Below are 25,185 nucleotides of genomic sequence, written 5' to 3'. Positions count from 1 at the left end.
GTCAGGCGCAAACCTGGAGTACCTTAGCTGCGGCTAGGGTACTGCACCGATTACAGATAACACATCGATAAGGTGAACTTAACGTCACAGTTAAGTCTTAGGTGATGGTTACAATTAAGTTTGAGCAACCTTCTTGGTGGCAAAACATAAGAAGCCTTAGCTATGAAAGAAATATTAAAAAATTTAGTTGAAACAACTACGCTTCCTGAAGATAGTTATCTTGATCAAGATGCAGAAATTTTAGAGATTTTTGTTGAAGAAATAGAAGAAATCTTTGAAGAACTGGCGGGTTTATTTACAACTTGGTTGGAAAATCCACAAGATAAAGAGACTTTAACGACGATTCGTCGTCATTTCCATACCCTGAAAGGTTCAGGTCGTATGGTCGGGGCAAAATCGGCGGGTGAAACTGCATGGGCAGTTGAAGATACGCTGAACCGTGTCATTGCGGGTTCAGTACAGTTAACGCCGACCGTTCAAAAGTTTGCACAAACAGTTTTAAATGTTTATCAATATAAGCTCTATCCACGGTTTAAAAATGTTGCCGAATTGGATGTTGACTTACGTCCATTGGTTTTAATGGGGCAACAATTACAACAAAATATTAGCCTTGAGCCTGCACTCGAAGAATTATTAAAACTGGCAGATCAATTAAAATCTGAAGATGGTGTCACTGGTTTAGAACTGACTGATGTTGAAGCTACAGCACCTGTAGAAGTGCTTGAAAACACGATTGATGCGGTTGTTGAATCAGAACCTGCTCCTGAACAAGTGGATGCAGATGCATCTCTGGTCGAAGAGACAGTGAGCATTTTTATTGAAGAAGCTGAAGAACATCTACAAACGATTGATCAGTTCCTCCAATCTGATGACAGTAAATCACAAGATTATAATGGTTTGATTCGCGCGCTACACACCTTGCGTGGTAGTTCGTCGATGGCGCAGATCGAAGAGATTTTTGAAGCCAGTTCAAAAGTTGAAAACTTATTCAAAACCTTATTGCAAGACGAAATCATATCGAGCTCGAAAGAAACTGCTTTATTGATTCAATATGCTGAATTTGTTCGTGATTATTTACACGTGCTGCGTTCAGGGGATAAGGCAAATCTTGCATCTATTTATGAAACCTTCAAAGCAGCTTGGGACGATTATGGTTTTGCTAGCCAAGATCAATTGGCGCCTGAAGATAATCCGCAAGGTTTGGTTTCTAAACTAATCGAATTAAATATTGATCAGTTATTAGATGCTGAATTTGAGTTTGATAAACGTGCTCTTGCTGAATTCCCAGACTATATTCAACAGCTCAGTCAACAAGCTTTAGAGTTGATTGAACATACGGATAATCGTGCGTCTGTTGGAATCCATGATTTCACAACTCAACTGCGTGCAGCATATCAGTCTTTAGTTGAAAAGCCTGAATTACTCCATGCTGATTATGGCTATGAGTTATTTGCGCAAGCACATCAAGAGTTTATTCACTTATTTGACACTTTAGCTGCGGGTCAGCGTGTAGTGTTAAGTGAAGAGGTTCAGCGTTTCTTAAATGAGCTGACTGCATTTGTTCAACAAGACATTGAAGCAGTTGCAGCGACGACAACACCAGAAGCCCATGTAGTTGCTGAACCTGTTGCCACAGTAGAAGATAAAGCCGCTGTTGCAAATACAACAGCAGTAGACTTTGCACAATTAAGTCAGCGTATTCAACTTGATCATCAACAGATGCAAGCGGCGGATGCGAATAATGACTTTGATGAAGATCTTTTAGGGATCTTTATTGAAGAGGCAGAAGAATTATTGGTGGGGATTGATCAAGACCTCAGTACTTGGACACGTGATCAGACCAATACTTCAGCTTTGAATAATTTAATGCGTTATTTGCATACCCTAAAAGGTGGTGCAAATATGATTGCCGCGTCTCATGTGGGTTTAATTTCGCATGAATTGGAATCGATTTATGAGCGCATTATTCGTCAGCAAATTTCGATTACCCCTGCGTTAATTCAAATTATTCGTTTGGTGCAGGATGATATTTCAGATCGTATTCAAACCATTCGTGACCAAGGGATCGACTACCCAGCGAATAATGTGATCGATATTCTCAAGAATATTCAGTCAATTGTGGCAGGAGAGCGTTCAGAACCTGTTGCATTGGCTTCGGCTCCTATTTCAGCTGAAACTCTACAAGCTACAGTAGAGCCAGATGTGTCGGTGTCAGAGCCGATGGATGCTGCTGAAGACACTGCAGAAGCAGTGGTTGAAGCTCAAACGACTGCTCACACTGAGTCCGCTGTTGAACATCTTGAACATGCGGTTGCTGAACATGTTGAGCATCCAGATGATGATCTACGTTCAGTCATGGAAGAAACCTTCCTTGAAGAGTCTGAGGAAATTCTTGAACAAGCCGTTCAATTATTAAATCAATGGACTGAACAACGTAGTGACCGTAACGTATTGCTTCAATTACAACGTGCTGCCCACAGTATTAAGGGTGGCGCGCGTATGGTTGAAAATGAACCTGTTGCCGCAATTGCGTATCAACTTGAGACGACGTTTGAGCATTTTGCGGTTCATCATTTCAACTCAAATGCATATGACGGCTTACTCAAAACGACGTTGGCATGGTTAAAAGAAGCAATCTTCAACCATGACTATAGTAATTTTGACAGCATCAAATTGAGCTTAGAATCCATTCAGTATGTGGATGTTACGGTTCAACTGCCAAACCGTGTTGCAGAATTAGAACAAGGTATTGTCAGTAAAGGCTTTGAATTTATTCAAGGTGATGGTGTTGAACCTCCATCTATGTTGGGTGAATGGTCTGAAGCTAATTCTTCTGATAACAGTAATGAGATGATTCGTATCTCGGCTGATCTCGTCGAGAAGATGATTGATTTATCAGGCGAAAACTCGATTAACCGTTCACGTATTGAGATGGACTTAGGTCAGCTAGGCAATACCTTGAATGAAATGGAGTTAGCAATTAAGCGACTTGCTGACCAGTTACGTCGAATGGATGGTGAGCTTGAGTCACAAATTATTGCCAAACATGGTTCTGAAAATTCACGCTATGCGGATTTCGACCCATTGGAGATGGACCAATATTCATCGATTAACCAATTGTCAAAATCTCTAGCCGAATCTGCGTCGGATTTGGTTGACTTTAAGAGTACTTTGGCAGAAAAAATCCGTGATGCGGAAGGTTTGTTATTACAACAATCACGTATTCAGTCAGAAATTCAAGAAAGTCTGATGCGTACCCGTTTGGTGCCATTTGATCGTTTGTTACCACGTTTACAACGTATTGTGCGTCAAACCTCTTCGACCTTGAACCGTCCTGCAGAATTGATTGTTCAAAATACAGAAGGTGAATTGGACCGTACGATCTTAGAGCGTTTGGTGACACCATTTGAACATATGCTGCGTAATGCGGTCGACCATGGTTTAGAAGATACTGCTGACCGTTTGGCTTTAAAAAAGCCAGAAGTAGGTAGCATCGTCTTGAACATTAGTCGTCAGGGTACTGATGTACTGGTGTCTTTCAGTGATGATGGTAAAGGGATTGATGAAACCAAAATTAAAGACAAAGCCTTAAAACTTGGTTTAATCAAAGCGGATCAGTTCCTCGATAAACAAGAAATCTTGCAATTGATCTTCCATCCAGGTTTCTCAACGGCACAATCGGTAACGCAAATTTCGGGTCGTGGTGTTGGTCTGGATGTGGTGCAAAGTGAAATTAAAGCCTTGGGTGGTCATGTTTCCGTTGAGTCTGAGTTAGGTAAAGGGACGACCTTTACCATTCGTGTACCAACCACAGTAGCGGTCAGCGATGCCTTGATGGTGAAAGCGGGCGATCAGCAATATGCGATTTCATTAGCGCAAATTGAACGTATTGTCCGTATTGCACCTACGGCACTCGAAACTTACTTCAATAGTAAGGATGACGTGTTTAAAATTGACAACACCAATTACAAACTACGTTATCTATCAGAGTTTGTGGGTAATCAGCCAATTCCACGTTTAAATAATGTCGGCCATTCATTGCCTGTACTACTAATTAAAGGCAACAGTGGTCAAACCATTGCTTTATTGGTCGATCAGCTGGTGGGTTCACGTTCTCAAATCGTGGTGAAACCAATTGGTCAACAATTTACCAGTGTGGCCGCGATTGCAGGTGCCACGATTCTAGGTGATGGTCATGTATGTTTGATTTTGGATGGGCAAAATATTGCACGTCAAATTCAAACCACGCAGCGTGTTAAACATTCAGCTGAGCAACGTGATATGGGCCGTCAATCCAATGCGCGTCGTTTAGTGATGATTGTCGATGACTCGGTAACTGTACGTAAGGTGACTTCGCGCTTACTTGAACGTCAAGGTTATGACATCGTGACTGCGAAAGATGGTGTTGATGCGATTGAACAGCTTGAAAATGTTCGTCCAGACTTGATGTTACTCGATATTGAAATGCCACGTATGGATGGTTTCGAAGTGACCAACTTAGTTCGTCACCACGACATTCACCGTGACTTGCCAATCATTATGATTACATCGCGTACAGGTGAAAAACATCGTGAGCGTGCATTTAGCTTAGGTGTGACTCACTATATGGGTAAACCATTCCAAGAAGCTGAATTGCTTGCCAATATTGAAGCTTTAATTGCAGAAAAGCAGGGGTAATTTATGAGCCAAAACACTGTTTCTCAGGTTGTCAGCGATAAAATTGATCAGCAGGAACTGCAACATCTCATTACGGTTTCTACCGGTTTTATCGATGCGTATATCATCGATTGTCATGGTAAAGAGCCAATGTTGTTGCCACAAAATATTGTGCTTTCAGCGCTCGATAGTGCAACCAAGGTTCCTTTTGTTGAATGGCATGAATTGAAATTGCCTGTTTTCTCGGTCAATGATCCTGCAAAAAATCAGGGCGTGGCTTTGGTGATTGAAGGCGATGATGTTGGACAGCGTTTTGCACTGATGTGTAATGAAATGCCGAAAACCATTCGTCTGCGTATTTCTGAAGTGGTTGATGAAGAAAAAGCCGTGAAAGACGCCAATATTTTCCAATATGTACGCATGGCCGATCAGGTATTTCATATTCCAAATTTAGCCAATATTCAAAATAGCATTGGGCTTCAAGTGGCTTAGTATTTGTAAAAGCGAGATATAAAAAAGGAACTCAATGGAGTTCCTTTTTTTGACTATGTGGGGAATATTTAAGCCAACAGGTTTTCTAAAATCTTTTCGTAAATTTCAGAAAGTGGCTCCAACTCTGCCACATTAACGTGTTCATTGATTTGGTGAATCGTAGCATTTAAAACACCCAGTTCAAGCACCTGCGCACCTGTAGGCGCAATGAATCGACCATCAGAAGTTCCACCACTGGTCGAAAGTTCTGTTTCTGTCCCAGTAACTTCTCGAATGGCATCACGTGCGGCATTTACTAACTCACCTACTGGGGTGAGGAATGGCAAACCAGATAAGGTCCAAGAGATGTCATATTCAACGCCATGACGATCTAAAATTTCCAAAGTACGTGCTTTGAGTTCATCTGCCGTTACTTCTGTTGAATAACGGAAGTTAAAGAGTAAATTCATCGTGCCCGGAACAACGTTGGTTGCACCTGTGCCGGCATTGATATTGGAAATTTGAAAAGATGTTGCGGGGAAGTATTCGTTGCCATTATCCCACACGGTATCGCAAAGTTCAGCCAGTGCCTTTGATGCTGTATGGATTGGATTGACTGCTAGATGTGGGTAAGCAACGTGCCCTTGTTTACCCTTAACCGTTAAATTGGCATTTAGCGAACCACGACGACCATTTTTAACAATATCGCCAAGTGTGTTGGTGCTAGATGGTTCACCCACCAAACACCAAGTCATTTTTTCATTACGCGCTTCTAAAGTTTCAACAACTTTGACAGTCCCGTTGATCGAAGGACCCTCTTCGTCAGAGGTAATAAGAAATGCAATCGAACCTTTATGATTTGGATGCTTTGCAACAAAACGTTCTGAAGCAACAACCATAGCTGCCAACGCGGTTTTCATATCTGCGCTGCCACGACCATACAGTTTACCGTCGCGAATTTCAGGAAGAAATGGGTCAGAACCCCATGCATCCAAGTTACCCGTAGGTACTACATCCGTATGACCTGCAAAGCAAAATACTGGTGCTTCAGTCCCTTTACGTGCCCAAAGATTATCTACATCATCAAAACGCATATTTTCAATGTTAAAGCCAATTTTGGCTAAACGATCCGCCATAATGTTCTGGCAGGTATGGTCAATCGGTGTCACCGACGGTTGGCGAAGTAGTTCTAGGCTGAGATCAAGAGTTGCTGTTGAGGTCATGCTAAATACAGAAGTCAAAAATGTCGCAATATAATAGGCGAATCAACAAGCGAAGGGAAATTTAGACGTAAAAAAACCCTATTAAAAAATAGGGCTCTTTTATAAATTCTTGGGAAAGAAATTAATTGCGGCGAATTTCTTCCGAAGTTTTCTCAGCAGTATTGGTTACCGCATCTCCAGCTTTAGATACGTCTTTACCAACACCTTTTACTGTATTACAACCTGTCAGTACAAAAGCAACCATAAGTGATGCAGCTAAAATTTTTTTCATTGACTGTATTCTCCATTATGAAAGAATAATTTTTAGAGGGATAAATTATTCTGATGTGAGATTTAGATTAAAAAATAGCCGTATCAAACAGTAGGTGGTTTTTACGGTGGTTGAGTAAATAAATGTAAATTTCTACTAAATGGTGGATTGAGTCTTAAATCGTTTGCGGCAAAATCAAGCGTGGCTGTCTATACATATAATAGCTTTCCTCACTGTCTTTTTTATATAAACCATCTGTCCACCAATGTGCGGTTTTACTTGTCGGTTGCTGCTGCACGCAAATCCATTCATGTCGTTGTAGGCGATAGTAACCTTGACTCGTAGATGGAATGACATGTCCCCATTGACCTATTCTACGTGCAGGATTGACCCAGTTTGGTAATGTGCTGGTACGCTGAATAGGTAAATATAATTGACCCTTTAAAACGCAATAGCGCTGTTGAATCTGCTGCCCAAGTGCTTCATCAAATTGGAATTGTTTTTGGGTGAAATGATTGAGCTTTCGAGCCAAAGTATCACTACGATTTAAGCCATACCAATAGGGTAATTGAAAATCACGCTCGGCTAGATAATATTTTAAAGCCACTTCCCAGTGTTCAACTTCACCACTTTCGGTATTTTTTAAAACAAAATCGAGTTCACCTACTGTACGAGGGCCGTCAATTTTTTGAATGCTATGTCCGAGTAACTGGTAGGGATGGTATGGGTGATCGAGAAGCCAAAACCATATAAACATTTCGAAACGTAAACCAAGGCGAGTACTTTTTAATTTTTGTAAAAATTCTACTAATGCACTTGGGTGTTGTTCGAGTTGTTTTAAACGGGGAAGGTAGGCTTCAAAATATTTATGCCAAAGCTCGCTTGGATGAAAATGAAAGGGATAGCGGATTTCGAGTTCATTGGGAATTTGCTGCAGAATATTTGGGCTAGCAATACAGAAAGCTAATTGGCGAACTAAGGGCTGTTTAAATTGCAACCATGGCTCAAAATAAGACGACGTTGTCGGGGCTACAGCCATATTGAAACCTTTCGAATAATGCAGAATAACAACGGATAATTGTTAAAAACATCTTATACTGCCTGAATTGAAAGTTCAGGGTAGCGGTATGAAGACGTTGTTTTGGCGAAGCTTAGTGGTTGTCTTTGTCATTTTAGGCTTTATAGGGGCTTTATTGCCGGGAATGCCCACGACAGTCTTCTTAATATTAGCGGCATGGGCGGCTTCAAAAGGTTGGCCTCAAATGGATGCTTGGTTGTTGAATCATCCTAAATATGGGCCAACCTTACGCGCTTGGCGCGAAAATGGCACAGTCCCACGCAAAGCAAAATGGTTTGCATCGATCATGATGTTTGTGAGTGGTCTGATTATGCTTTTTACATCAGCACCGATTGCCGTCAAGATTTTCACTGACTTAACCATGTTGATTGTTGGCATTTGGTTATGGACACGACCAGAGCCAAATAAGATTAGAACTATTGAAACATCGCCGCAGACACAACCACAAGATAAAGATAAGCAGAAAGAGCAAGAGCATGTCTGAATATACCCAAGATCAAGCAGATATCCTGATTAACTTGAAAGATCAAACTTTAACTTTGCCGAAACTGAATAAGTTTTATCTAATTTCATCGGGTAAAAATGGCATTGGTGAGCAGGAAAATAGTGGAAAGACGCCACGAGGCTGGCATCAAGTGGCTGAAAAGTTTGGTGGACAACATCCTCAAAATGCAGTTTTTAAAGCACGTCAGTGGACCGGAGAGGTTTACGACGAGCAACTTGCTGCATCACACCCTGATCGGGATTGGATTTTATCTCGAATATTATGGCTCAGTGGTTTAGAACCCGGCTTTAATGCAGGTGAGGGCTGTGATACTTATCAGCGTTATATTTATATTCATGGCACACCAGATAGAGAGCCTATGGGTATACCGATGTCGCATGGTTGTATTCGCATGCGAAACAGCGATGTTGTAGAACTTTATCAATTGATTCCATTAAATGCGCTGGTTTACATCACTGAACATTGAACACGTCGTTAAAAGCACAAGCCATGAAAACAGAAGTTCATGACATCAAACCATGGGTTTGAAGAATTAAAGTGAGTTTGAAAGGCGTTTTTTTGTCAGGACTTTTGTCAGGACTAATGCTCGCAAACTAACAGAAAATCGTGTTTGAATGTATTTTGTGCACTGCGGTGTTTTAGAATGCAGTGTGTGTGGTGAATTAATCGTCGGTTCGCTGAATGATTAGTTATGAGTCCACGCGAAAAACTGTTTTTTATGTGAATGATGCAGAATATAAGTCCTATTTTTAGTAATAAATTTACAGGTTTATAGCTAAAAAATGTTCAAAAATACTGATTTTTCCGCAATATAACTTATTTTTTAATCACTCAAACAGAAAAAGTGGAAAAGAGTTAGAAAAGCGTTTGACAGACCGTGAGGATTCTCTATAATGCACCTCATCAAACGATGAACATGTTTTGAAAAGGGCGCTTAGCTCAGTTGGTAGAGCGTCTGCCTTACAAGCAGAATGTCGGCGGTTCGATCCCGTCAGCGCCCACCAAACCTTTTCAGCGTTAAGATATTTAGAGTGCAGCGGTAGTTCAGTTGGTTAGAATACCGGCCTGTCACGCCGGGGGTCGCGGGTTCGAGTCCCGTCCGCTGCGCCACTTTAAATCTTAATTCGTTTGAACCACAATAGCGACATTGTGTAAGTGCAGCGGTAGTTCAGTTGGTTAGAATACCGGCCTGTCACGCCGGGGGTCGCGGGTTCGAGTCCCGTCCGCTGCGCCATTTACATGATAGATCTTTTGAGGGCGCTTAGCTCAGTTGGTAGAGCGTCTGCCTTACAAGCAGAATGTCGGCGGTTCGATCCCGTCAGCGCCCACCATATTTTTTGCGATGCAGCGGTAGTTCAGTTGGTTAGAATACCGGCCTGTCACGCCGGGGGTCGCGGGTTCGAGTCCCGTCCGCTGCGCCATTTCAAAGAATATAATTTTTGTACCCTTTAAGGGCGCTTAGCTCAGTTGGTAGAGCGTCTGCCTTACAAGCAGAATGTCGGCGGTTCGATCCCGTCAGCGCCCACCATATCTTTTAAGATATAGGTTGTGTTTCGAAAGAAACTACGTGATGCAGCGGTAGTTCAGTTGGTTAGAATACCGGCCTGTCACGCCGGGGGTCGCGGGTTCGAGTCCCGTCCGCTGCGCCATTTATCTTAAAAATCTCTGTTCAAGAGAATGCCTTTAGAAAAATCTTTGATTTTTCTCTTGCGCTCAGACAAAGCTTCGCTTTGTTACTCTTCGCTCAGGGCGCTTAGCTCAGTTGGTAGAGCGTCTGCCTTACAAGCAGAATGTCGGCGGTTCGATCCCGTCAGCGCCCACCATATTCTTCTATAGAAACTTCTTTCCCCAAAAGCTTGCCTAAATTTTCTGATTTACATAGAATCCGCTCTATAATAATTTTAATATTGTATGTGATCTATGAGAAATCCATATCAGCGCAAGGCAGCGTCTAAAACTCAAACTACAAATTACAATCCTCAAGAAACCTATAAACAATTTATTGAAAATATGGTCGCTCAAGGTGGCGTGATTGCGTTATATCAAGATGGTTGGGCACTTTGTGCGACACCTACAGGTCAGCGTTCCTTCGCCATTTGGCAAAATCGTGGTTTGGCACATTTATTAATTAAAGACAATTGGTCCAATTATGAAATTCAGGAAATTTCATTAAAAGACTTTATCGAAAAAGTCATTCCGTTTTTACGCAGCGAGAGCACTACGGTATCTTTAGATTTAACCCCAGACGGGCAAAATATTTTGGTTGCGCCTGAAAAGATGCTGTTAGATATTAAAAATTATTTATATCAAGTCTATCAACAGCGCCCAGAAATCTTTGAAAACCTTAAAATTCCTTTGCCACGTAGCATTCGTTTAAATTAATTGTTTATTTACAGCATAAAAAAGCCCTTGTTTACTGATCAAACAAGGGCTTTTTTTTAATATTCGTTAAGTACAAAACCGCTCAAAAAAGCAAAATATTCACGTAGCCAAGAGTTGTAGCGGATGTACAGCGGTGTAGGCGCTGCAATGGTATACACCTGTGTATAGCCTAACTTTCGTGCAATTGCTTTTGCACGTGGAAGGTGAAAGTCACTACTGGCAATTGCTATGGGTGTATCAAGCGAAATTTGATGTTGTTTTAAAATCTTTTTACTATTGATCAGGTTGAGTTCTGTACTGGTACTTTTACTTTCTTCATATAGACGTGCCGCTGAAATGTCATAGTGTTGAAGTAAATAGCGCTTCATGACAGAGGATTCGGTCATTTTTTCATTAAAGCCTAAACCACCGGTCATGATCATGATGGCATTGGGCTGTTGCAAGGCATACGGTGCTGCGGCATCGAGACGCGCCTTTAAGGTCGGAGAGGGTTGACCATTTTCAATACCACTACCTAAAACGATGATAGCTTGGACGGAAGTAAATGGCTTAGATTGCTGGCTATTGAAGTGTAAATACGCAAAAAACAGTAAAAGGCTCAATAGCCAAAGCCAAAACAACCACCATGTAGCACGCCAGAGCCTTTTGAGTTTAGGGTATTGATCTAAAATATTGTGGATTTGGGTTGAAAATAGTCCGGATAAAATAAAAATACACCCAATGACTAAGGGTAAAAGGATGCCTAAATGAATTTTATCTAATGTAAGTAACCAAATGGCATCTACGCAGAGCAGCAAGCCTACACAAAGCAGTAGTATTCTTTTCATGCAAAAAATTAAAGCAGTATTCGTATTTGGCCTAAGTATAGCGTGAAAAAAACCAGACACGAGGTCTGGTTTTTAGTTGGGACTATTTATGAGTAAACATCTTATTAATAAACATCACGGCGGTAGCGCCCAGCTTGACGCAGTTCAGCAACAACGTCTTCACCTAATATATCAATCAGTGCGTGGTCAACGTCCGTTGCCATACCGTTGATACTACCGCAAACGTAGATCACGGCACCTTGTTCTACCCATGATTTTAATAAGGTCGCATGGTCACGTAGCTCATGATGCACATAGCGTTTCTCCGTTTGATCACGAGAGAAGGTGAGGTCTATGCGTTGAACTAAACCGGTGTTTTGCCATGCTTCAATGACGTCTTGATAAAAGAAATCATGTGCGCGTTGGCGCTCACCAAAAATCAGCCAGTTTTGCGTATAGTCTTGACGAACTCGTGTATGTAACAGGCTGAGTAAACCAGCAATACCTGTACCGTTACCAATACAAATCACAGGACGATTATCTGCAATCAGATGGAATGATTCATTGGTACGAATACGCAGTTGTAGTGTGCTATTGATCGCAGCATGTTGTGTTAACCAACCAGAGCCTAAACCAAGCTCACCATCCGCATTGGATTGCTGACGCACCACTAAGCGTAATACTTGCTGACTTGGAATACTGGCAATCGAGTATTCACGAGTTGGAAGCGGTGGAAGCTGTTCGAGCAAGTGATCAAGGTTGGCAAATGGTTCGACATCCGTATTTAGGTTACGATCCCATAATGCATCTTCAATACGTTGCTGAGTAGAATCAACCACTTGCTGACTCTGAATCTGATACTTTTGCATGAAGTTTGCAATACGTTCAGCACTATTACCCGGCTGAATCTCTGCAATATCACCCGCTTGCCAATTGGCTTCATGTTGCGGTTTTAACTCAATATTAAATGCAGGTGCACCTAAACTGTTCGGGTTGAGTAAATCACGTTTGGTCAATGTCCATGCATCAAAAGTTTTTTCAATTTGCATGTGCTGAAGTTCAAGTTTAGTCGCTTTGGCTAAAGCGCTATTCCATGCTTGAATGGCTTGGGTGTCGCCATTATTGACTTCAATCGTGTCAAACAGGGGCTTCGCCGCATTACTCTGCATCCAACGATGAATCGCATGACCAAAGCTACAGAAAGTATCAGGATATTCTTCTGAACCTAAAGCTAATACGGCAAACTGAACATGACTCAAATCGAGGCTTTGTGTCATCAGTTTACGTTCAAAGCTTGAAGCGAGGTCAGGTGCTTCGCCAGTGCCATAAGTACTTGCAACAAATAAAACCTGAGCGGCTTGCGTTAAGTCATCTGCTGAAAGTTGCTGAACAGCTTTCACTGTGACGGGCTGACGAGCCTCTTGTAAGCTTGTTGCTGTACGCCATGCCAATTGTTCAGACTGACCTGTTTGTGATGCATAGCAAATTAACCAAGGCTGTGCGTTTGGGTCGATGGCAACAGGTGCTAAGCTTTGACGAGCTTGCTGTGTCAGTTTTTTCTGTTTACGACGTTTGAGATAGAGCATCCATCCAGTGACAAAGAACAGCGGCATCATGAGGGATGCAATAACCACAAAGAACTGATAAATCGGTCCGAAGAAACTACCACGATGCACAGGTAACATGCTGGTCATGATTTTTTCATTTAATTTTTTATCTTCGTATAACTCGATATCGGTGAGAGCAGACGTTTTGTAGTTATAAGTCGCTTTGTTGCGAGCACGTTCATGTTGAGGGACGGCATCCACAAAGTTAATTTCTAATTCACCATTGGCTTTTTTCGGAATATTAAAAGTGACACTTGAGTATTCACGACCAATATTTTGATTAAAGCCATTCCAACTTTGGGTAAGGGCAATATTCACTTGTTCTGGTTTTAGACCACGTTTTTCTCCGCGACCTTTAGCACCATGTTTGTTTTCTTGAGCGCCGTGTTCAGAGGGACTCGACGTTGCAGGGTTTCTTTCAGAACGTGCTTGGTGTTCACCACGAGTTTGTCCTGCTTCAGTGGCTTGTTTTTCAGCGCTTTGCTTTTCGCCCGCATGTTCAGCAGGTTGTCCATTCGTTTTTGGACCTTCTTGCAATTGGGGCTGTGGACGTTCAACGCCCATGACTTTAAACATGCCATTACGCCACCAATCATAAGACCAGTACAGACCTGTACATGCCAAAATGAGATAAAAAACAATCACCCATGTGCCGACGACTGCATGTAAATCCCATAGGAAATTACGTCCTTTGAGCTTTGGTTTTACTGCAAGCCATTGTTTTACAGAATGTCTTTTTGGCCAACGCAGATATAAACCACTCAATACAAAATAAATCAGCATCAGTGTACATGCGCCGGTAATTTGTTTACCAACAGGGCCAACAGTTAAATTACGGTGTAGCTGCTGTACAAACTGGAAGAATTTTTGACCTTTGATTTCAGGTAAAACTTCGGCTGTATAGGGGTTAACCATCATGTTATAGCCACGACGAGCACCTTCTTTGACAATATTCACGGTACTTGAGGTGGTAGCATCTGAGGCAATAGAGATGCTGTTAATTTTCATGTCAGGATCAGACTGACTAAAGTGCTGATAAAGCTCAGCAGGGGTTAGTTTAGGCTGCTGTTGAGCCTGAACCACATAACTGTCCTGATTGATTGCTTTAAGTATTTGCTGTTCATAGGAATAAATGGCACCTGTAACCCCCATAAGCGAGAGTATTAAGCCGGCACTAATCCCCAAGAACCAGTGAATCTGGAAAAGGGTTTTCTTAAACATGATGAATTTAATATTGATAAAAGGTTGCTGAATTGCGACAAATTATAAACGATGATGTAGTAGAGAATGTGGAAAAAGTAAGTAATATTCATTCTCATTATTGTAATTATCAATAATTATTCAAAAATTAAACACATAAAAAAACCTCCAAAGAGAGGAGGCTTTTTATAAACAAATGTCTGTTAGGCTTAAATTGGTTTAGCAGGGCCTACAGTTTCATTTAAATGTTTACGAATGGTCGAAAATGGAAACTTCTTGCTATCCATACGTTTAGGCAAGATGTATGCGCCGTCTTGACCCTTCACTTTAAAGTTTAAAAGGATGAAGTCTTTAGTGTCATACCATTCATGAATGTCTTTCCAACCGACAGTCATCGTCCCCATGTTTGCGCCCATACGTTGCTGCATAGAGATCCCATGCGGCTGAACACCCATACGGATGCCTTTAATTTCTTGTACAGGGACTTCGTTCAGTTTGCGTTTCGCATACCACTCGATACCGAATTTACGCACAAGGAAGTAAATCACAACACAGACAATAGCTACCCAGCAAAATACTGTTGAATAGTTCTTAATAAAGATGAGGCCCAAGAGTGCCAGTGCAAGAATTGCACCCATAATCAGCCATGCTTTTTTGCCAATTTTGAAGTTACTGCGAGACAGAACAAGTTGAGCATAACGTTGTTCTTCTTCAGAAATTTCATAAGCCACTGGCTCTAGCGTGTAGGCGTATAAATTTTTTGCGGTCATAGTGAAAGTAACAGATTTAAAACTGTAAAAAGTTTAGCATTATTTATACCAATTCAGTGAGTATATTGTTCCAAAATCATCCAAATTATAGCGAAGCCAGTTCAGTCGATGCCTGATCATGCTCATGACTTAGATTTTGTTTCAATTGGCTAAATTGGTTCAAGACGTTAAACATCAAAGAAAGCTGTTGTAGCACAATCAAGGATTTTTGATCTTCCTCACTGTTTTGTGACAAACGCTGACGGATTTCTTGCAACATGTTTTGCGCAGATAAGTCTGGAACTTCGTCACGCAGCAATGCACCTTGAATGTCATCTGTGGCTTTATCCAATAAGGTTAAGACCTGTTGGTCTTGAATTTTTTCACGATGCGCACCTAAGGCCGCGATATAACTAATAAAGGTGTGATTGAGACACAAAAACTCAAAGGCTAAAGTTTTTTGAGTCGGATCGGTATCGGGTTCGGTGGCTAATGTGGAAATCAGTGATGCTACTTCTGCATCGGTATTATGTGCTGCACGACGGACCACACGATAATTCAAGCCGTTATTACGACCAGATTTGTATTGTTCAACCACTTCGGCCAAATAATCACACTGCGCTTGAATAGAGCGACTGATGGTCCGAGGTAGGCGACGAAACTTCCAGTCAGGGAAAATGAAACTCACACCAAACCATGCCAAGGCACAACCAATCAGTGTATCAATCATACGCGGCATTGCTGCGGCAAAACCCATTCCATCTAAGTTAAAGTTGATCAGCGCCAAAATGGTAATAAATGCAGTGGCTTGTGCATATTGCTTACTGCGTAATTCAAAAAACAGCACGCCACTTAAAATGAGTAGCAGTAACTGACCTTCGACAGAAGGAACAAAATATAAAATCGCATAACCTAAAATAATTCCGACCAAGGTGCCAATGATACGTAAATAGAGGCGGCGCTTGGTGGCGTTAAAGTTCGGCTGGCTGACAAACAGGGCAGTCAATAAAATCCAATAGCCATAACTGATATTGGTGACTTGGACAAAAATATAACCAATAAATAACACGGTCGATAAACGCACAGCATGACGGAACAGCACCGACTCAGGGCTCAAATGTTGTTTGAATCGAATGACGATGTCGTCCCAGCCTTTTAAATCATCATCTTTTAAACGATTTTCAATCAGGGCTTGTCGGTCAATATAACGCTCGGTTTCGACATTACGTAATTGCGCATCGATGCCTTTTAGGTTTTGGTATAAAGCAAATAAAGAGTTGATCCAAACTTCATCGTATTTTTGTTCTTCACGCAGCTTTTCGAGTGACAATTTCAGATTGTGGAACGCATGTTTAAAACGTTGATTATGATGATAAGGTTTTCGCTGTAAGATACTGATACTCAAATCTTTACAAGCTTTACCTTGAATCGAAAGCACGCGTTGAAAGCGAAATAAAATATCACTATGTTCAAAAATACGGGTCAATTTTTGATAATCAATATGCGCGGAATCGGCACGTTCATGAATGTCTTGCGCGACAAAATAATATTGCAGGCTACGACGCGTATCTTTTTGTCCACGGTCACCTTTTAAACGCGTTAATAAGGCTGTTTTCATATCGTTGAAAATGCCAATTAATTTGCCATTTTCTAGCGATAGCTCAATCAAACTTTGCTGATAACTTTCTGGTGTCATATCGACATCAAACAAGTTAGATTTTGCAAATAAGAAGTCACCTAGAGACGAATAGCTTTGGGCCAATTTGTCCTGAACTTGACGTACTGGAAACAGCAGAAAGCTCAAAGTCGAAAGCAGTCCATACCACATCGCACCGATGACCAATAAACCCGCTTGTGTGTACCAATTTTCAAAAAGTTCGACCCCAAGCATGGAATACACGGAGATCACCAGACAGCCATAAGAAATGGTGGCATAGCGACGACCCAATGAACCCAAAAGAATCCAACCGATACAAGACACAATCAGCCCCAAAGCAAATAAAATCGGATGCGGGAACAACAGATAAATGGATACCGCAGTAATAAAGAACCCGATATAGGTATAAATTTGATTGAGCACGCGGACTGAAAAGCGGTCATCGATATCACTTAGACCTGCGGCAACCACACCCAAGGTGAGGGGAATGGTCATCAATTGCTGATCTAAAAAATATGGGACAAAGGCTGTTCCTGCGAAGGCAATGACCATGCGCAAGTTATACATAAAGGTCGTGTTATAGGTTGCTTGTTTCAGTCGTGCGAGCCAGGCGTTCAAAATTTTTCCTTTGCTAAAGCGATGGGGCAGTAAGCGATGTGTATCGTGTGAATTTTCACATTGAAGCCAAGAAATAATACTATGTGCAGTGTAAACTTGTCTGCAAAACTTGCTTGCAATAAATGAATTATTCTTATGAAAAGCGTCGAATCACAAAAGGAATTTTCTCAACGCTGGATCGTCTTGTTGGCATTGCTGACTGCTTTAGGGCCACTTTCAATCGATATGTATTTGCCGGCTTTACCTCAAATGGCCGACGATTTTGGTGTCACAACCCAACAAGTGGCCAATAGTCTTCCAGCGTATTTCTTGGGTTTGGCGATTGGGGCAGTTAATTTATGGGCCAGTCAGCGACCGTATTGGGCGTAAAACACCGCTATATTTCGGTTTGGTTTTATATATTTGTGCCAGTTTTCTGTGTGTCTTTGCCAATAGTGAATGGAGCTTGATCGCTGCTCGTGTTTTGCAAGCCTTGGGGGGGTGTGTCGGTGTGGTGATTGCTCGTGCTGCAATTCGTGATCGCTTAAGTATGCAAGCTTCAGCTCAGGCCTTTGCGAGTATGATGATCGTGACAACAATTGCACCAATCATTGCACCTACTTTAGGCGCGTGGGTGTTACAGGTGTTTGAATGGCAATACATATTTGCGGTATTGGTGCTTGTCGGTATTTTTTGTCTTTTCTGCGTACATTTTTTCTTTCAGGAAACCCTACCTGTCGAGCGGCGCTTAAACTTAAGTTTAAAACAAGTCTTAGGTTTATATGGTGCGATTTTGCAAGACGAAACCTTCCGTAAACCGATGCTCACAGGCTGTTTTTCTGGCGCAATTTTATTTTGTTATATCAGTGGCTCATCTGCCATTTTAATGGATGGTTATGGTCTAAGCCAACAGCAATTTGCTTATGTATTTGGTGCGAATGCTTTAGGGATTATGGTGTTTTCGACCCTCAACAAGAAACTTGCAAATCGACTGGATGTTCGCCATCGTTTGCAATTGGGTAATGCACTTCAATTGTGTGGTGTGCTGATCTTATTGGCGGCAGGGTTATTTTATCTTTCCTCTATCATTGTTGTAATGTTTGGCATGTTCTTATGTGTTGCTTCAATTGGTTTTACTGGGCCAAATGCGATGGCATTGGCAATGTCTGAACAAGGCTCACGAGCTGGCACAGCCAGTGCAATCATGGGAAGTATGCAATTTGCCTGTGGTCTATTGGCTGGAGTGTTTTTGAACTTTTTATTATGGTCAGCGCTGATCAATATGGCCCTGATTATGTTGCTATTTATAGTTGTTGCAATGATTATTATGCGTAGTTTAAAAGCTTCAACGATAGATTGAACTGAATGCAGGTGATGACGTTTAGCAGGTCTTACTTAAACGTCAGTCATCAACGTACTAGTATTATTGATCAAATATCCACGTCACTCATTTATAAATGTTCATCATCCATAACTTTAGAAGAGGGCGCTATTTTCCCATTGTGAGGGCAGTATCTGTTTACTCGAAACTTATATCTAAACAATCATCCACTTGAAAATAATTAATGAAACTGCGCATCATTGTTGTCTTAATCTAAGGAAATAGAATAATTATTAAATAAGTATTATTCGCATTAAATACATTACGTTATGCTGGATAAATACATTGTGAATGTCTCTATCGGTAATATATCGGATTTTATAGTTTTTATTGCATACCTACAGGGTATGGGTTTTTACCTTTAAGGTATGAATATTGAGATTTTTTGCCATCTGAATCGGCTAAGTCCGAATTTTAACTAAATATTTCAGTCTATTTTCAGTAATGGATTCAGGTTTCTTGCTTTTTGCTTTCAAGTATTTCGTTATTGGGGGCTACAAGTTAAGGCTTTAATGCGACTAAAGCACGGATATGCAGCTTGAAATTTGTCCGCTCAAATAGCTGAATAACAAAGCACCCGGATTTAGGGTATACAACAATGACAGGACAATAGAGAGCTTAGGATGAAAACTCAAACTGTATTCCACCCAATGAAAACCCTTGTTGTTGCCATGAGTTTGGCAACGGTATCAATGGCTCATGCAGGCAGCAATACTTCTGAAATTGAACAATTACGTGCAGAAGTTGCAGAACTGAAAAGTTTGATTAAAGCGCAGCAGCAAGTTCAACAACAGCAACAAACAGAGATTCAGCAAGTTAAAGCGCGTCCTGTTGCACCACCACCGCAACCAGCTACTCCAGCTGCAAGCTTAAAATCTAAAACAGGTGCAGATGTAAGTCTTTACGGTTTTGTTCGTGGTGATGCGAACTACATTATTGAAGGTGCGGATAACGACTTTAACAACGTACATACGTCTAAAGAAGAAGCACGAGATAAACTTCGCGCAACTGCAAAAACCACACGTTTTGGTTTAGATTTTACAGCACCCGTCGGTGGTGATGATAAAGTGGGCGGTAAAATCGAGGTCGATTTCAATGGAAGTGGCGAAACTATTCGTCTACGTCATGGTTACTTAACCTTTAACAACTGGTTATTTGGTCAAACGACATCTAACTTCTTGTCTAACCATGCACCAGAAATGATTGATTTCAATACAAACTTGGGTGGGGGTACTACACGTATTCCTCAAGTTCGTTATAACTACAAGTTAGCTCCAGATACTCAATTATTTGTTTCTGCGGAAGAAGGGGATAGTAAAGGGACTGTTGCTGCAGATCCGACGTATCGCCTTCCAAACTTAACTGCCAAAGTGACTCAAGGTTTTGCTGCAGGGAAAGGTACCGCTTCAGCTCGTGCATTGGTTGAAAACTACAAATCTAAAACTGCGGATGATACAGAAACAGCTTGGGGTGTAGCAGCGGGTGCATCTTATGCAGTGACTGATCAATTGAAATTGAATGGTGATGTTTCGTATACAGAAGGCAACAGCAACTATTTATATGGTTCTAACTCGGCTTACTCTGTGGTAGATGGCAACATCGAGCAAAACAAATTCACTGCTGTACAAGTGGGTGCAACTTATAAGTTTAATGAAAAACTACGTTCGACTTTAGCTTACGGTGCGCTATTTGCGGATGATGGCAGCGCGTATGCGAAAGATGCATCTAACTCAAATGCAAACGAAGAAGCACAGCAAGCTTGGATTAACTTTATTTACGCACCTGTAAAACCAGTTGAACTTGGCTTGGAATATGTGAACGGTAAACGCAAAAACTTTGCGGGTGAATCTTATAACGATGACCGCGTGGGCTTAATGGCTAAATATAGCTTCTAAGCTAAATCATCGAAAAGAATCGATCAAAAAAGCCTGACTCAGTTCAGGCTTTTTTTGTTGAAACAGGAGATTTTTCAACGCAAATTAACCCATAGCACTAAGCAGATGGAATCACTAAATCGCCTGAGTCATGATGTCGTACTGGTTAAAGCAGTCGTTTAACCACGTCTTACATGGGCATCATGTTCAAATCTTTAATATTTTATATAGATAAAAAATGCGAATACATTTTAGTAAAAACAAACAGATATAACTTTAAATTATAGCAAATAAAACTTTTTGTAATTAAAATTAATGAAATTTCTCTGTTCTCCACGCATAATGTGCGACTTTTCTAATCAGCATTTGATTTTATGTATTTCATCTATGATGTGAATATTGTAGTAAGTGTTGGTTTAGTAAGCATGAACTGCTTTTATGGATTTGTTTTGTCGAATTGAGTTTTCACTTCTTTTAACTCAGGCATACATATTTGAATCAGATGATGAATATTTATGATTGGCAATGAATAGCTGGTAGCCTGATTTATTAGTTAAATTTACAAATTGGAATTGTATTTTAATTAATAAACGCTACTAATTTCTATTAATTGGACTAATAAATATTCTAACCATTTTGGACAAATTATTATGGAATTTAGCTTTAACGCATTTTATACCTTAATTGCGGCGGTGATCGTTCTTTTATTAGGACGTTTTCTGGTAAATAAAATCAGTTTTTTGAGGCGTTACAATATTCCTGAGCCCGTAGCTGGTGGTTTGGTTGCTGCAATAATTTCATTGGTTGTACATAGCATTTGGGGTTATAGCATTACTACGAGTAGTGAATTACAAACCAGTTTTATGCTAATTTTCTTCGCATCCATTGGTTTAAGCGCAAACTTTGCCAAATTGAAAGAAGGAGGAATTGGTCTTGTTATTTTTCTGGTAGCCGTTGCTTCTTTCATTGTTGTGCAGGATGTCGTTGGTATCAGTCTTGCCACTTTATTGGGTATTGATCCACTGATTGGTTTGATTGCAGGTTCAATTACGTTGACAGGTGGTCATGGTACAGCTGGTGCATGGGGTGAAATTCTTGAAGTTGAACACGGTATACAAGGTGCATTAGCTTTAGGTATGGCAAGTGCAACTTTTGGTTTAATCATTGGTGGTATTATTGGTGGACCATTAGCTAAGTTGCTAATTAATCGTTATCACCTAGCAACTCCGCGCACAAATGAGCAAATTGAGCGTAGTGATAACACACCACTAGCTGATATTAATTCAACAGAATATGTACCTTTTGAATATCCACATCGTGTTCGTTTAATTACCGCAGATAATGCAATTACGACTTTGGGCTTATTTGCTGGCTGTTTAGCATTTGCTGATTTTATGACGGCTTTCAGTAAAGGTACGATGTTTGAATTACCGACATTTGTATGGGCTTTAGCTGGTGGTGTCATTTTACGTAATGTATTAGAAGGTATTTTCCGCGTACAAATATTTGATCGTGCAATTGATGTATTTGGTAATGCTTCATTATCACTGTACTTAGCAATGGCACTATTATCGTTGAAACTATGGCAGCTATCAGATCTTGCAGGACCATTAGTTGTGATTTTGGGAGCCCAAACATTAACAATGGCACTATATGCTGCGTTTATCACTTTCCGTGTAATGGGCAAAAATTATGATGCTGCGGTTTTAGCGGCGGGTCATTGTGGTTTTGGTATGGGGGCAACACCTACAGCAGTCGCAAATATGCAAGCCATTACCAATATGTATGGTCCATCTCATAAGGCTTTCTTAATCGTTCCTTTATGTGGCGCATTTTTTGTTGATTTGATTAACGCAACAGTTATTCAATTAATTCTTAAATTCTTTGCTTAATTTAGAAAGGCTCTTCAAAAAAGAGCCTTTTATACTTTTGACCATTTAAAACTAGGGTTGAATATGAATGAACAATTAAACGAAACCCTGATGAGCTGGGTCAAAGTTTTTAATGATCCGCTTTGGGATTTCTTAGTCGTACTTTTAGTGGCGGTTGGTATTTTTTATACCTTAATCACTGGTGCAGTTCAGATTCGTCTATTTTTTCATAGTATTAAAGTGATGAAATCTAGCCGTAAAGAAGGCGATGATGAGCATGGGATTACACCATTCCAAGCCTTTGTGACTGGACTGGCAAGTCGTGTCGGTGTGGGTAATGTCGCAGGTGTTGCAATTGCTATTGCTATTGGTGGGCCTGGTGCAGTCTTTTGGATGTGGTTTACCGCATTTTTAGGCATGAGTTCTGCATTTGTGGAGTCTTCACTTGCACAGCTCTTTAAAGTGCGTGATACGCAAAATCAGCAATTCCGTGGTGGTCCAGCGTATTACATCACGCAAGGCTTGAAGCAAAAGTGGTTGGGCGTGGTTTTTGCCATCGCGCTGATTTCAACCTACGGTTTTGTCTTTAATGCGGTGCAAGCCAATGCGATTACAGGTGCGACCTCACATGCGTGGGGCTGGGATAAAGCCAATATCATTTTAGACTTAGGTGGTTTTGGTTTCGAAATCTCTTGGGTAGGTTTGTTCTTGGTGTTCATTACCGCGCTGATTATTTTTGGTGGTATTAAGCGTATTGCAAAAGTGGCAGAACGTTTTGTTCCATTTATGGCATTACTTTATTTGGCAGTCGCGCTCTATATCGCTTTTGCTAACTTTGCAATCTTGCCTGATATCTTCCAGTTAATATTCAGCAAAGCATTTGAGTTTGATGCTGCGGCTGGTGGTTTCTTCGGTGCTATGGTTTCTATGGCGATGATGCAAGGCATTAAGCGTGGATTATTCTCAAACGAAGCGGGTATGGGTTCTGCTCCGAATGCTGCGGCAGCATCAGATGTTAAACACCCGGTCAATCAAGGCCTAGTTCAGATGCTCGGTGTCTTTGTCGATACATTTGTGGTGTGTACCTGTACGGCGATCATTATTTTGGCATCTGGCTTGTATGAAAATGCAGGCTTTGAGGGTGTTGCTTTGACGCAAATGGCGCTTGAAAGCCAGATTGGCGCATGGGGAGATGACTTCCTTGCCATAATCTTGTTCTTATTCGCTTATTCTTCAGTAATCGGTAACTATGCTTATGCTGAAGGTAATGTGCAGTTTATCAATAACAATCCTAAGGTCATGTTTATATTCCGCGTAGTCGTCCTCATGATGGTGTACTTTGGCTCAATCATGAGTGTGCCACTGATTTGGAACTTAGCGGATCTCTTCATGGGCGTGATGGCGAGTATTAACCTCTTTGCGATTTTATTGCTGACGCCATTCTTATTGATGCTGATGAAAGACTACACCTCACAGTTAAAACGGGGTGTAAAAGAGCCAGTATTTAAAATGGATGAACATCCAAAATATAAGGATCGCGTTAATTCCGATATTTGGTAAAGTCAAAAATTAACTTTAAAAAGCTCCGTTATCGGGGCTTTTTTTGCTAGACAATGTTTTGGATCCTGATGTGGAAATTCTGCTAAACATTGAAATTTTGACAGCCAATGACTTTCTAGGTTGTATGTCAATATAATGTGCATCGGTCAGAGGCATTAACGAATAATAACAGTGACGTGAATGTGGACTGATTAGACTACTTTTTCTCTTCAAATCTCGAGTTGCATTTGGAACATCTCTCAATGAAAAGCATAACTGTTTTGATGACTGCATTCGCAATCAGCCTTGTAGGTTGTCAAAGTGTGGGCTCAAAAAAGGTCAGCGCTGAAACAACATCACAAATTCGAACTTATACAGCAGCACCTGCTCAAGTGGCGAATAACCGCATTGACTTTAAAAAAGTGAAAAAGCAGGAAAAGCGTCCGATTGTTGCTTTGGTTTTAGGGAGTGGTGGGGCACGTGGTTATGCACACATTGGCGCCATTCAAATACTTGAACAGCAGGGAATACACCCAGATTTTATTGTTGGAACCAGTGCGGGTAGCATTGTGGGTTCAATCTATGCTTCAGGTAAAAGTGCCAATGAGTTAAGAGATATCGCCTTAAATATGAAAGCCAATGATGTTCGAGAAATACGTTTGGACAAAAAAGGGTTTTTTGACGGTAAAAAAGTTGAAGATTATATCAATGAGCAAGTTGATGATGTGCCTTTAGAGTTGCTAAAAACCCCAATGTATGTGGTGGCAACCGAGTTAAAGGATGGCAAAAAAGTCGTGTTCAACTATGGTAATACGGGACAGGCCGTTCGTGCTTCGGTGTCGATTCCGAGCATGTTTATTCCAACGATTATTGAAGACACTGAATATGTCGATGGTGGCTTGGTCAGTCCAGTTCCTGTGGACGTTGCACGCGATTTAGGGGCAGATATTATTATTGCGGTGGATATTTTGGCACGACCGATTCATACCGAAACGTCGAATGTTTGGGGCTTGTTTAACCAAAATATCAATATTATGCAAAATCGTTTAGCTCAAGAAGAGCTGAAGCGAGCAGACATTGTGATTCAACCTGATTTACGTGAAAAAGCACATATATTTGATGTAAAAGGTCGTGAAGCGACGATGCTTGCAGGTGAAGAGGCAACTTTAGAAAAACTTGGAGAGATTTCTCGTGTTTATGCTGAACATCAATATAGCAAGGGACATCATATTCCTTATTTTGCAGCCAAAGACTAGGCTGTTACGATTCGCAAATTTAAATGCATCCTGTTCACCTAGCAGGGTGCATTTTTATTTCAGCAAAGCATTTTAATTTTTGC

General features: G+C 41.0%; 16 protein-coding genes, 8 tRNA genes and 1 pseudogene. 18 read left to right on the top strand and 7 right to left on the bottom strand.

Going from position 1 to position 25,185, the window contains the following annotated elements; translation table 11 throughout:
• Positions 1 to 162: 162 nt before the first annotated feature.
• Together FTU02_RS05770 and FTU02_RS05765 are read left to right on the top strand one after the other, a co-directional pair.
• Complete coding sequence (locus tag FTU02_RS05770) at positions 163 to 4,677, top strand: Hpt domain-containing protein (protein WP_180156271.1); 4,515 nt, start codon at positions 163 to 165, stop codon at positions 4,675 to 4,677.
• A 3-nt stretch (positions 4,678 to 4,680) separates the two neighbouring features.
• Positions 4,681 to 5,148 carry a hypothetical protein gene (locus FTU02_RS05765; protein WP_180156269.1) on the top strand — a complete coding sequence of 156 codons (468 nt, stop codon included), beginning with the start codon at positions 4,681 to 4,683 and terminating at the stop codon, positions 5,146 to 5,148.
• 68 nt (positions 5,149 to 5,216) lie between these two features.
• Here FTU02_RS05765 and dapE read toward each other — a convergent pair whose 3' ends face one another.
• The 3 genes from dapE to FTU02_RS05750 all read right to left on the bottom strand — a co-directional run bounded on the left by dapE (position 5,217) and on the right by FTU02_RS05750 (position 7,639).
• On the bottom strand, positions 5,217 to 6,350 hold the full coding sequence (gene dapE, locus FTU02_RS05760; protein ID WP_180134737.1) for a succinyl-diaminopimelate desuccinylase: 1,134 nt from the start codon (positions 6,348 to 6,350) through the stop codon (positions 5,217 to 5,219).
• A gap of 121 nt (positions 6,351 to 6,471) precedes the next feature.
• Positions 6,472 to 6,621: an entericidin A/B family lipoprotein gene (locus FTU02_RS05755; RefSeq protein ID WP_078191053.1), complete on the bottom strand. Its 150-nt coding sequence runs from the start codon at positions 6,619 to 6,621 to the stop codon at positions 6,472 to 6,474.
• A 154-nt stretch (positions 6,622 to 6,775) separates the two neighbouring features.
• On the bottom strand, positions 6,776 to 7,639 hold the full coding sequence (locus FTU02_RS05750) for a DUF1853 family protein (RefSeq protein WP_180156268.1): 864 nt from the start codon (positions 7,637 to 7,639) through the stop codon (positions 6,776 to 6,778).
• An 88-nt stretch (positions 7,640 to 7,727) separates the two neighbouring features.
• On the opposite strand from FTU02_RS05750, the gene FTU02_RS05745 reads away from it, so the two are divergent.
• The 11 genes from FTU02_RS05745 (at position 7,728) to FTU02_RS05695 (ending at position 10,565) form a co-directional block, all read left to right on the top strand.
• Positions 7,728 to 8,162 (top strand): YbaN family protein, encoded by a 435-nt coding sequence (locus FTU02_RS05745; protein ID WP_180004991.1) that lies wholly within the window; start codon positions 7,728 to 7,730, stop codon positions 8,160 to 8,162.
• Positions 8,155 to 8,649, top strand: a complete 495-nt coding sequence (elsL, locus tag FTU02_RS05740) for a cell wall-recycling L,D-carboxypeptidase ElsL (protein WP_180156266.1) — start codon at positions 8,155 to 8,157, stop codon at positions 8,647 to 8,649. Before FTU02_RS05745 ends, elsL begins: the two co-directional genes overlap by 8 nt.
• 462 nt (positions 8,650 to 9,111) lie before the next feature.
• Positions 9,112 to 9,187, top strand: a tRNA-Val gene (locus FTU02_RS05735).
• A gap of 29 nt (positions 9,188 to 9,216) precedes the next feature.
• Positions 9,217 to 9,293: transfer RNA gene (locus FTU02_RS05730), tRNA-Asp, on the top strand.
• A 47-nt stretch (positions 9,294 to 9,340) separates the two neighbouring features.
• Positions 9,341 to 9,417: transfer RNA gene (locus FTU02_RS05725), tRNA-Asp, on the top strand.
• 21 nt (positions 9,418 to 9,438) lie between these two features.
• Positions 9,439 to 9,514: transfer RNA gene (locus FTU02_RS05720), tRNA-Val, on the top strand.
• A 13-nt stretch (positions 9,515 to 9,527) separates the two neighbouring features.
• Positions 9,528 to 9,604: transfer RNA gene (locus FTU02_RS05715), tRNA-Asp, on the top strand.
• Between the two features lie 31 nt (positions 9,605 to 9,635).
• Positions 9,636 to 9,711: transfer RNA gene (locus FTU02_RS05710), tRNA-Val, on the top strand.
• A 44-nt stretch (positions 9,712 to 9,755) separates the two neighbouring features.
• Positions 9,756 to 9,832, top strand: a tRNA-Asp gene (locus FTU02_RS05705).
• 98 nt (positions 9,833 to 9,930) lie between these two features.
• Positions 9,931 to 10,006, top strand: a tRNA-Val gene (locus FTU02_RS05700).
• A 97-nt stretch (positions 10,007 to 10,103) separates the two neighbouring features.
• Positions 10,104 to 10,565 (top strand): DUF2750 domain-containing protein, encoded by a 462-nt coding sequence (locus FTU02_RS05695; protein ID WP_180156264.1) that lies wholly within the window; start codon positions 10,104 to 10,106, stop codon positions 10,563 to 10,565.
• A gap of 56 nt (positions 10,566 to 10,621) precedes the next feature.
• Here FTU02_RS05695 and FTU02_RS05690 read toward each other — a convergent pair whose 3' ends face one another.
• From FTU02_RS05690 to yccS, 4 genes are all read right to left on the bottom strand, one after another.
• A complete protein-coding gene (locus FTU02_RS05690; protein ID WP_180156262.1) occupies positions 10,622 to 11,392 on the bottom strand; it encodes a YdcF family protein in 771 nt (256 codons plus the stop codon).
• Positions 11,393 to 11,496: 104 nt separating this feature from the next.
• Positions 11,497 to 14,199 carry a sulfite reductase flavoprotein subunit alpha gene (locus FTU02_RS05685; protein ID WP_180156260.1) on the bottom strand — a complete coding sequence of 901 codons (2,703 nt, stop codon included), beginning with the start codon at positions 14,197 to 14,199 and terminating at the stop codon, positions 11,497 to 11,499.
• Between the two features lie 188 nt (positions 14,200 to 14,387).
• Entirely contained in the window at positions 14,388 to 14,948 is a 561-nt protein-coding gene (locus tag FTU02_RS05680) for a YcxB family protein (protein ID WP_180004995.1), read from the bottom strand.
• Between the two features lie 85 nt (positions 14,949 to 15,033).
• Positions 15,034 to 17,202, bottom strand: coding sequence for a YccS family putative transporter (gene yccS, locus FTU02_RS05675; RefSeq protein WP_180156258.1), 2,169 nt, complete (start codon positions 17,200 to 17,202; stop codon positions 15,034 to 15,036).
• A 135-nt stretch (positions 17,203 to 17,337) separates the two neighbouring features.
• Here yccS and FTU02_RS05670 point away from each other — a divergent pair.
• The 5 genes and pseudogenes from FTU02_RS05670 (at position 17,338) to FTU02_RS05650 (ending at position 25,102) form a co-directional block, all read left to right on the top strand.
• Positions 17,338 to 18,541, top strand: a pseudogene (locus tag FTU02_RS05670) (multidrug effflux MFS transporter).
• 644 nt (positions 18,542 to 19,185) lie between these two features.
• On the top strand, positions 19,186 to 20,457 hold the full coding sequence (locus FTU02_RS05665) for a DcaP family trimeric outer membrane transporter (protein WP_180126243.1): 1,272 nt from the start codon (positions 19,186 to 19,188) through the stop codon (positions 20,455 to 20,457).
• 629 nt (positions 20,458 to 21,086) lie between these two features.
• Entirely contained in the window at positions 21,087 to 22,328 is a 1,242-nt protein-coding gene (gltS, locus tag FTU02_RS05660) for a sodium/glutamate symporter (protein ID WP_078192244.1), read from the top strand.
• A 63-nt stretch (positions 22,329 to 22,391) separates the two neighbouring features.
• Positions 22,392 to 23,867 (top strand): sodium:alanine symporter family protein, encoded by a 1,476-nt coding sequence (locus FTU02_RS05655; RefSeq protein ID WP_180156256.1) that lies wholly within the window; start codon positions 22,392 to 22,394, stop codon positions 23,865 to 23,867.
• A gap of 242 nt (positions 23,868 to 24,109) precedes the next feature.
• Complete coding sequence (locus FTU02_RS05650; protein ID WP_180156254.1) at positions 24,110 to 25,102, top strand: patatin-like phospholipase family protein; 993 nt, start codon at positions 24,110 to 24,112, stop codon at positions 25,100 to 25,102.
• The last annotated feature ends 83 nt before the right edge of the window (positions 25,103 to 25,185 follow it).

It is taken from the genome of Acinetobacter sp. YH12045 (assembly GCF_013419925.1).
GTDB classification, from domain to species: Bacteria; Pseudomonadota; Gammaproteobacteria; order Pseudomonadales; family Moraxellaceae; genus Acinetobacter; species Acinetobacter amyesii.
Note: the sequence above shows the minus strand (reverse complement) of the source record. Positions and strands in the feature narration are given on the sequence as shown.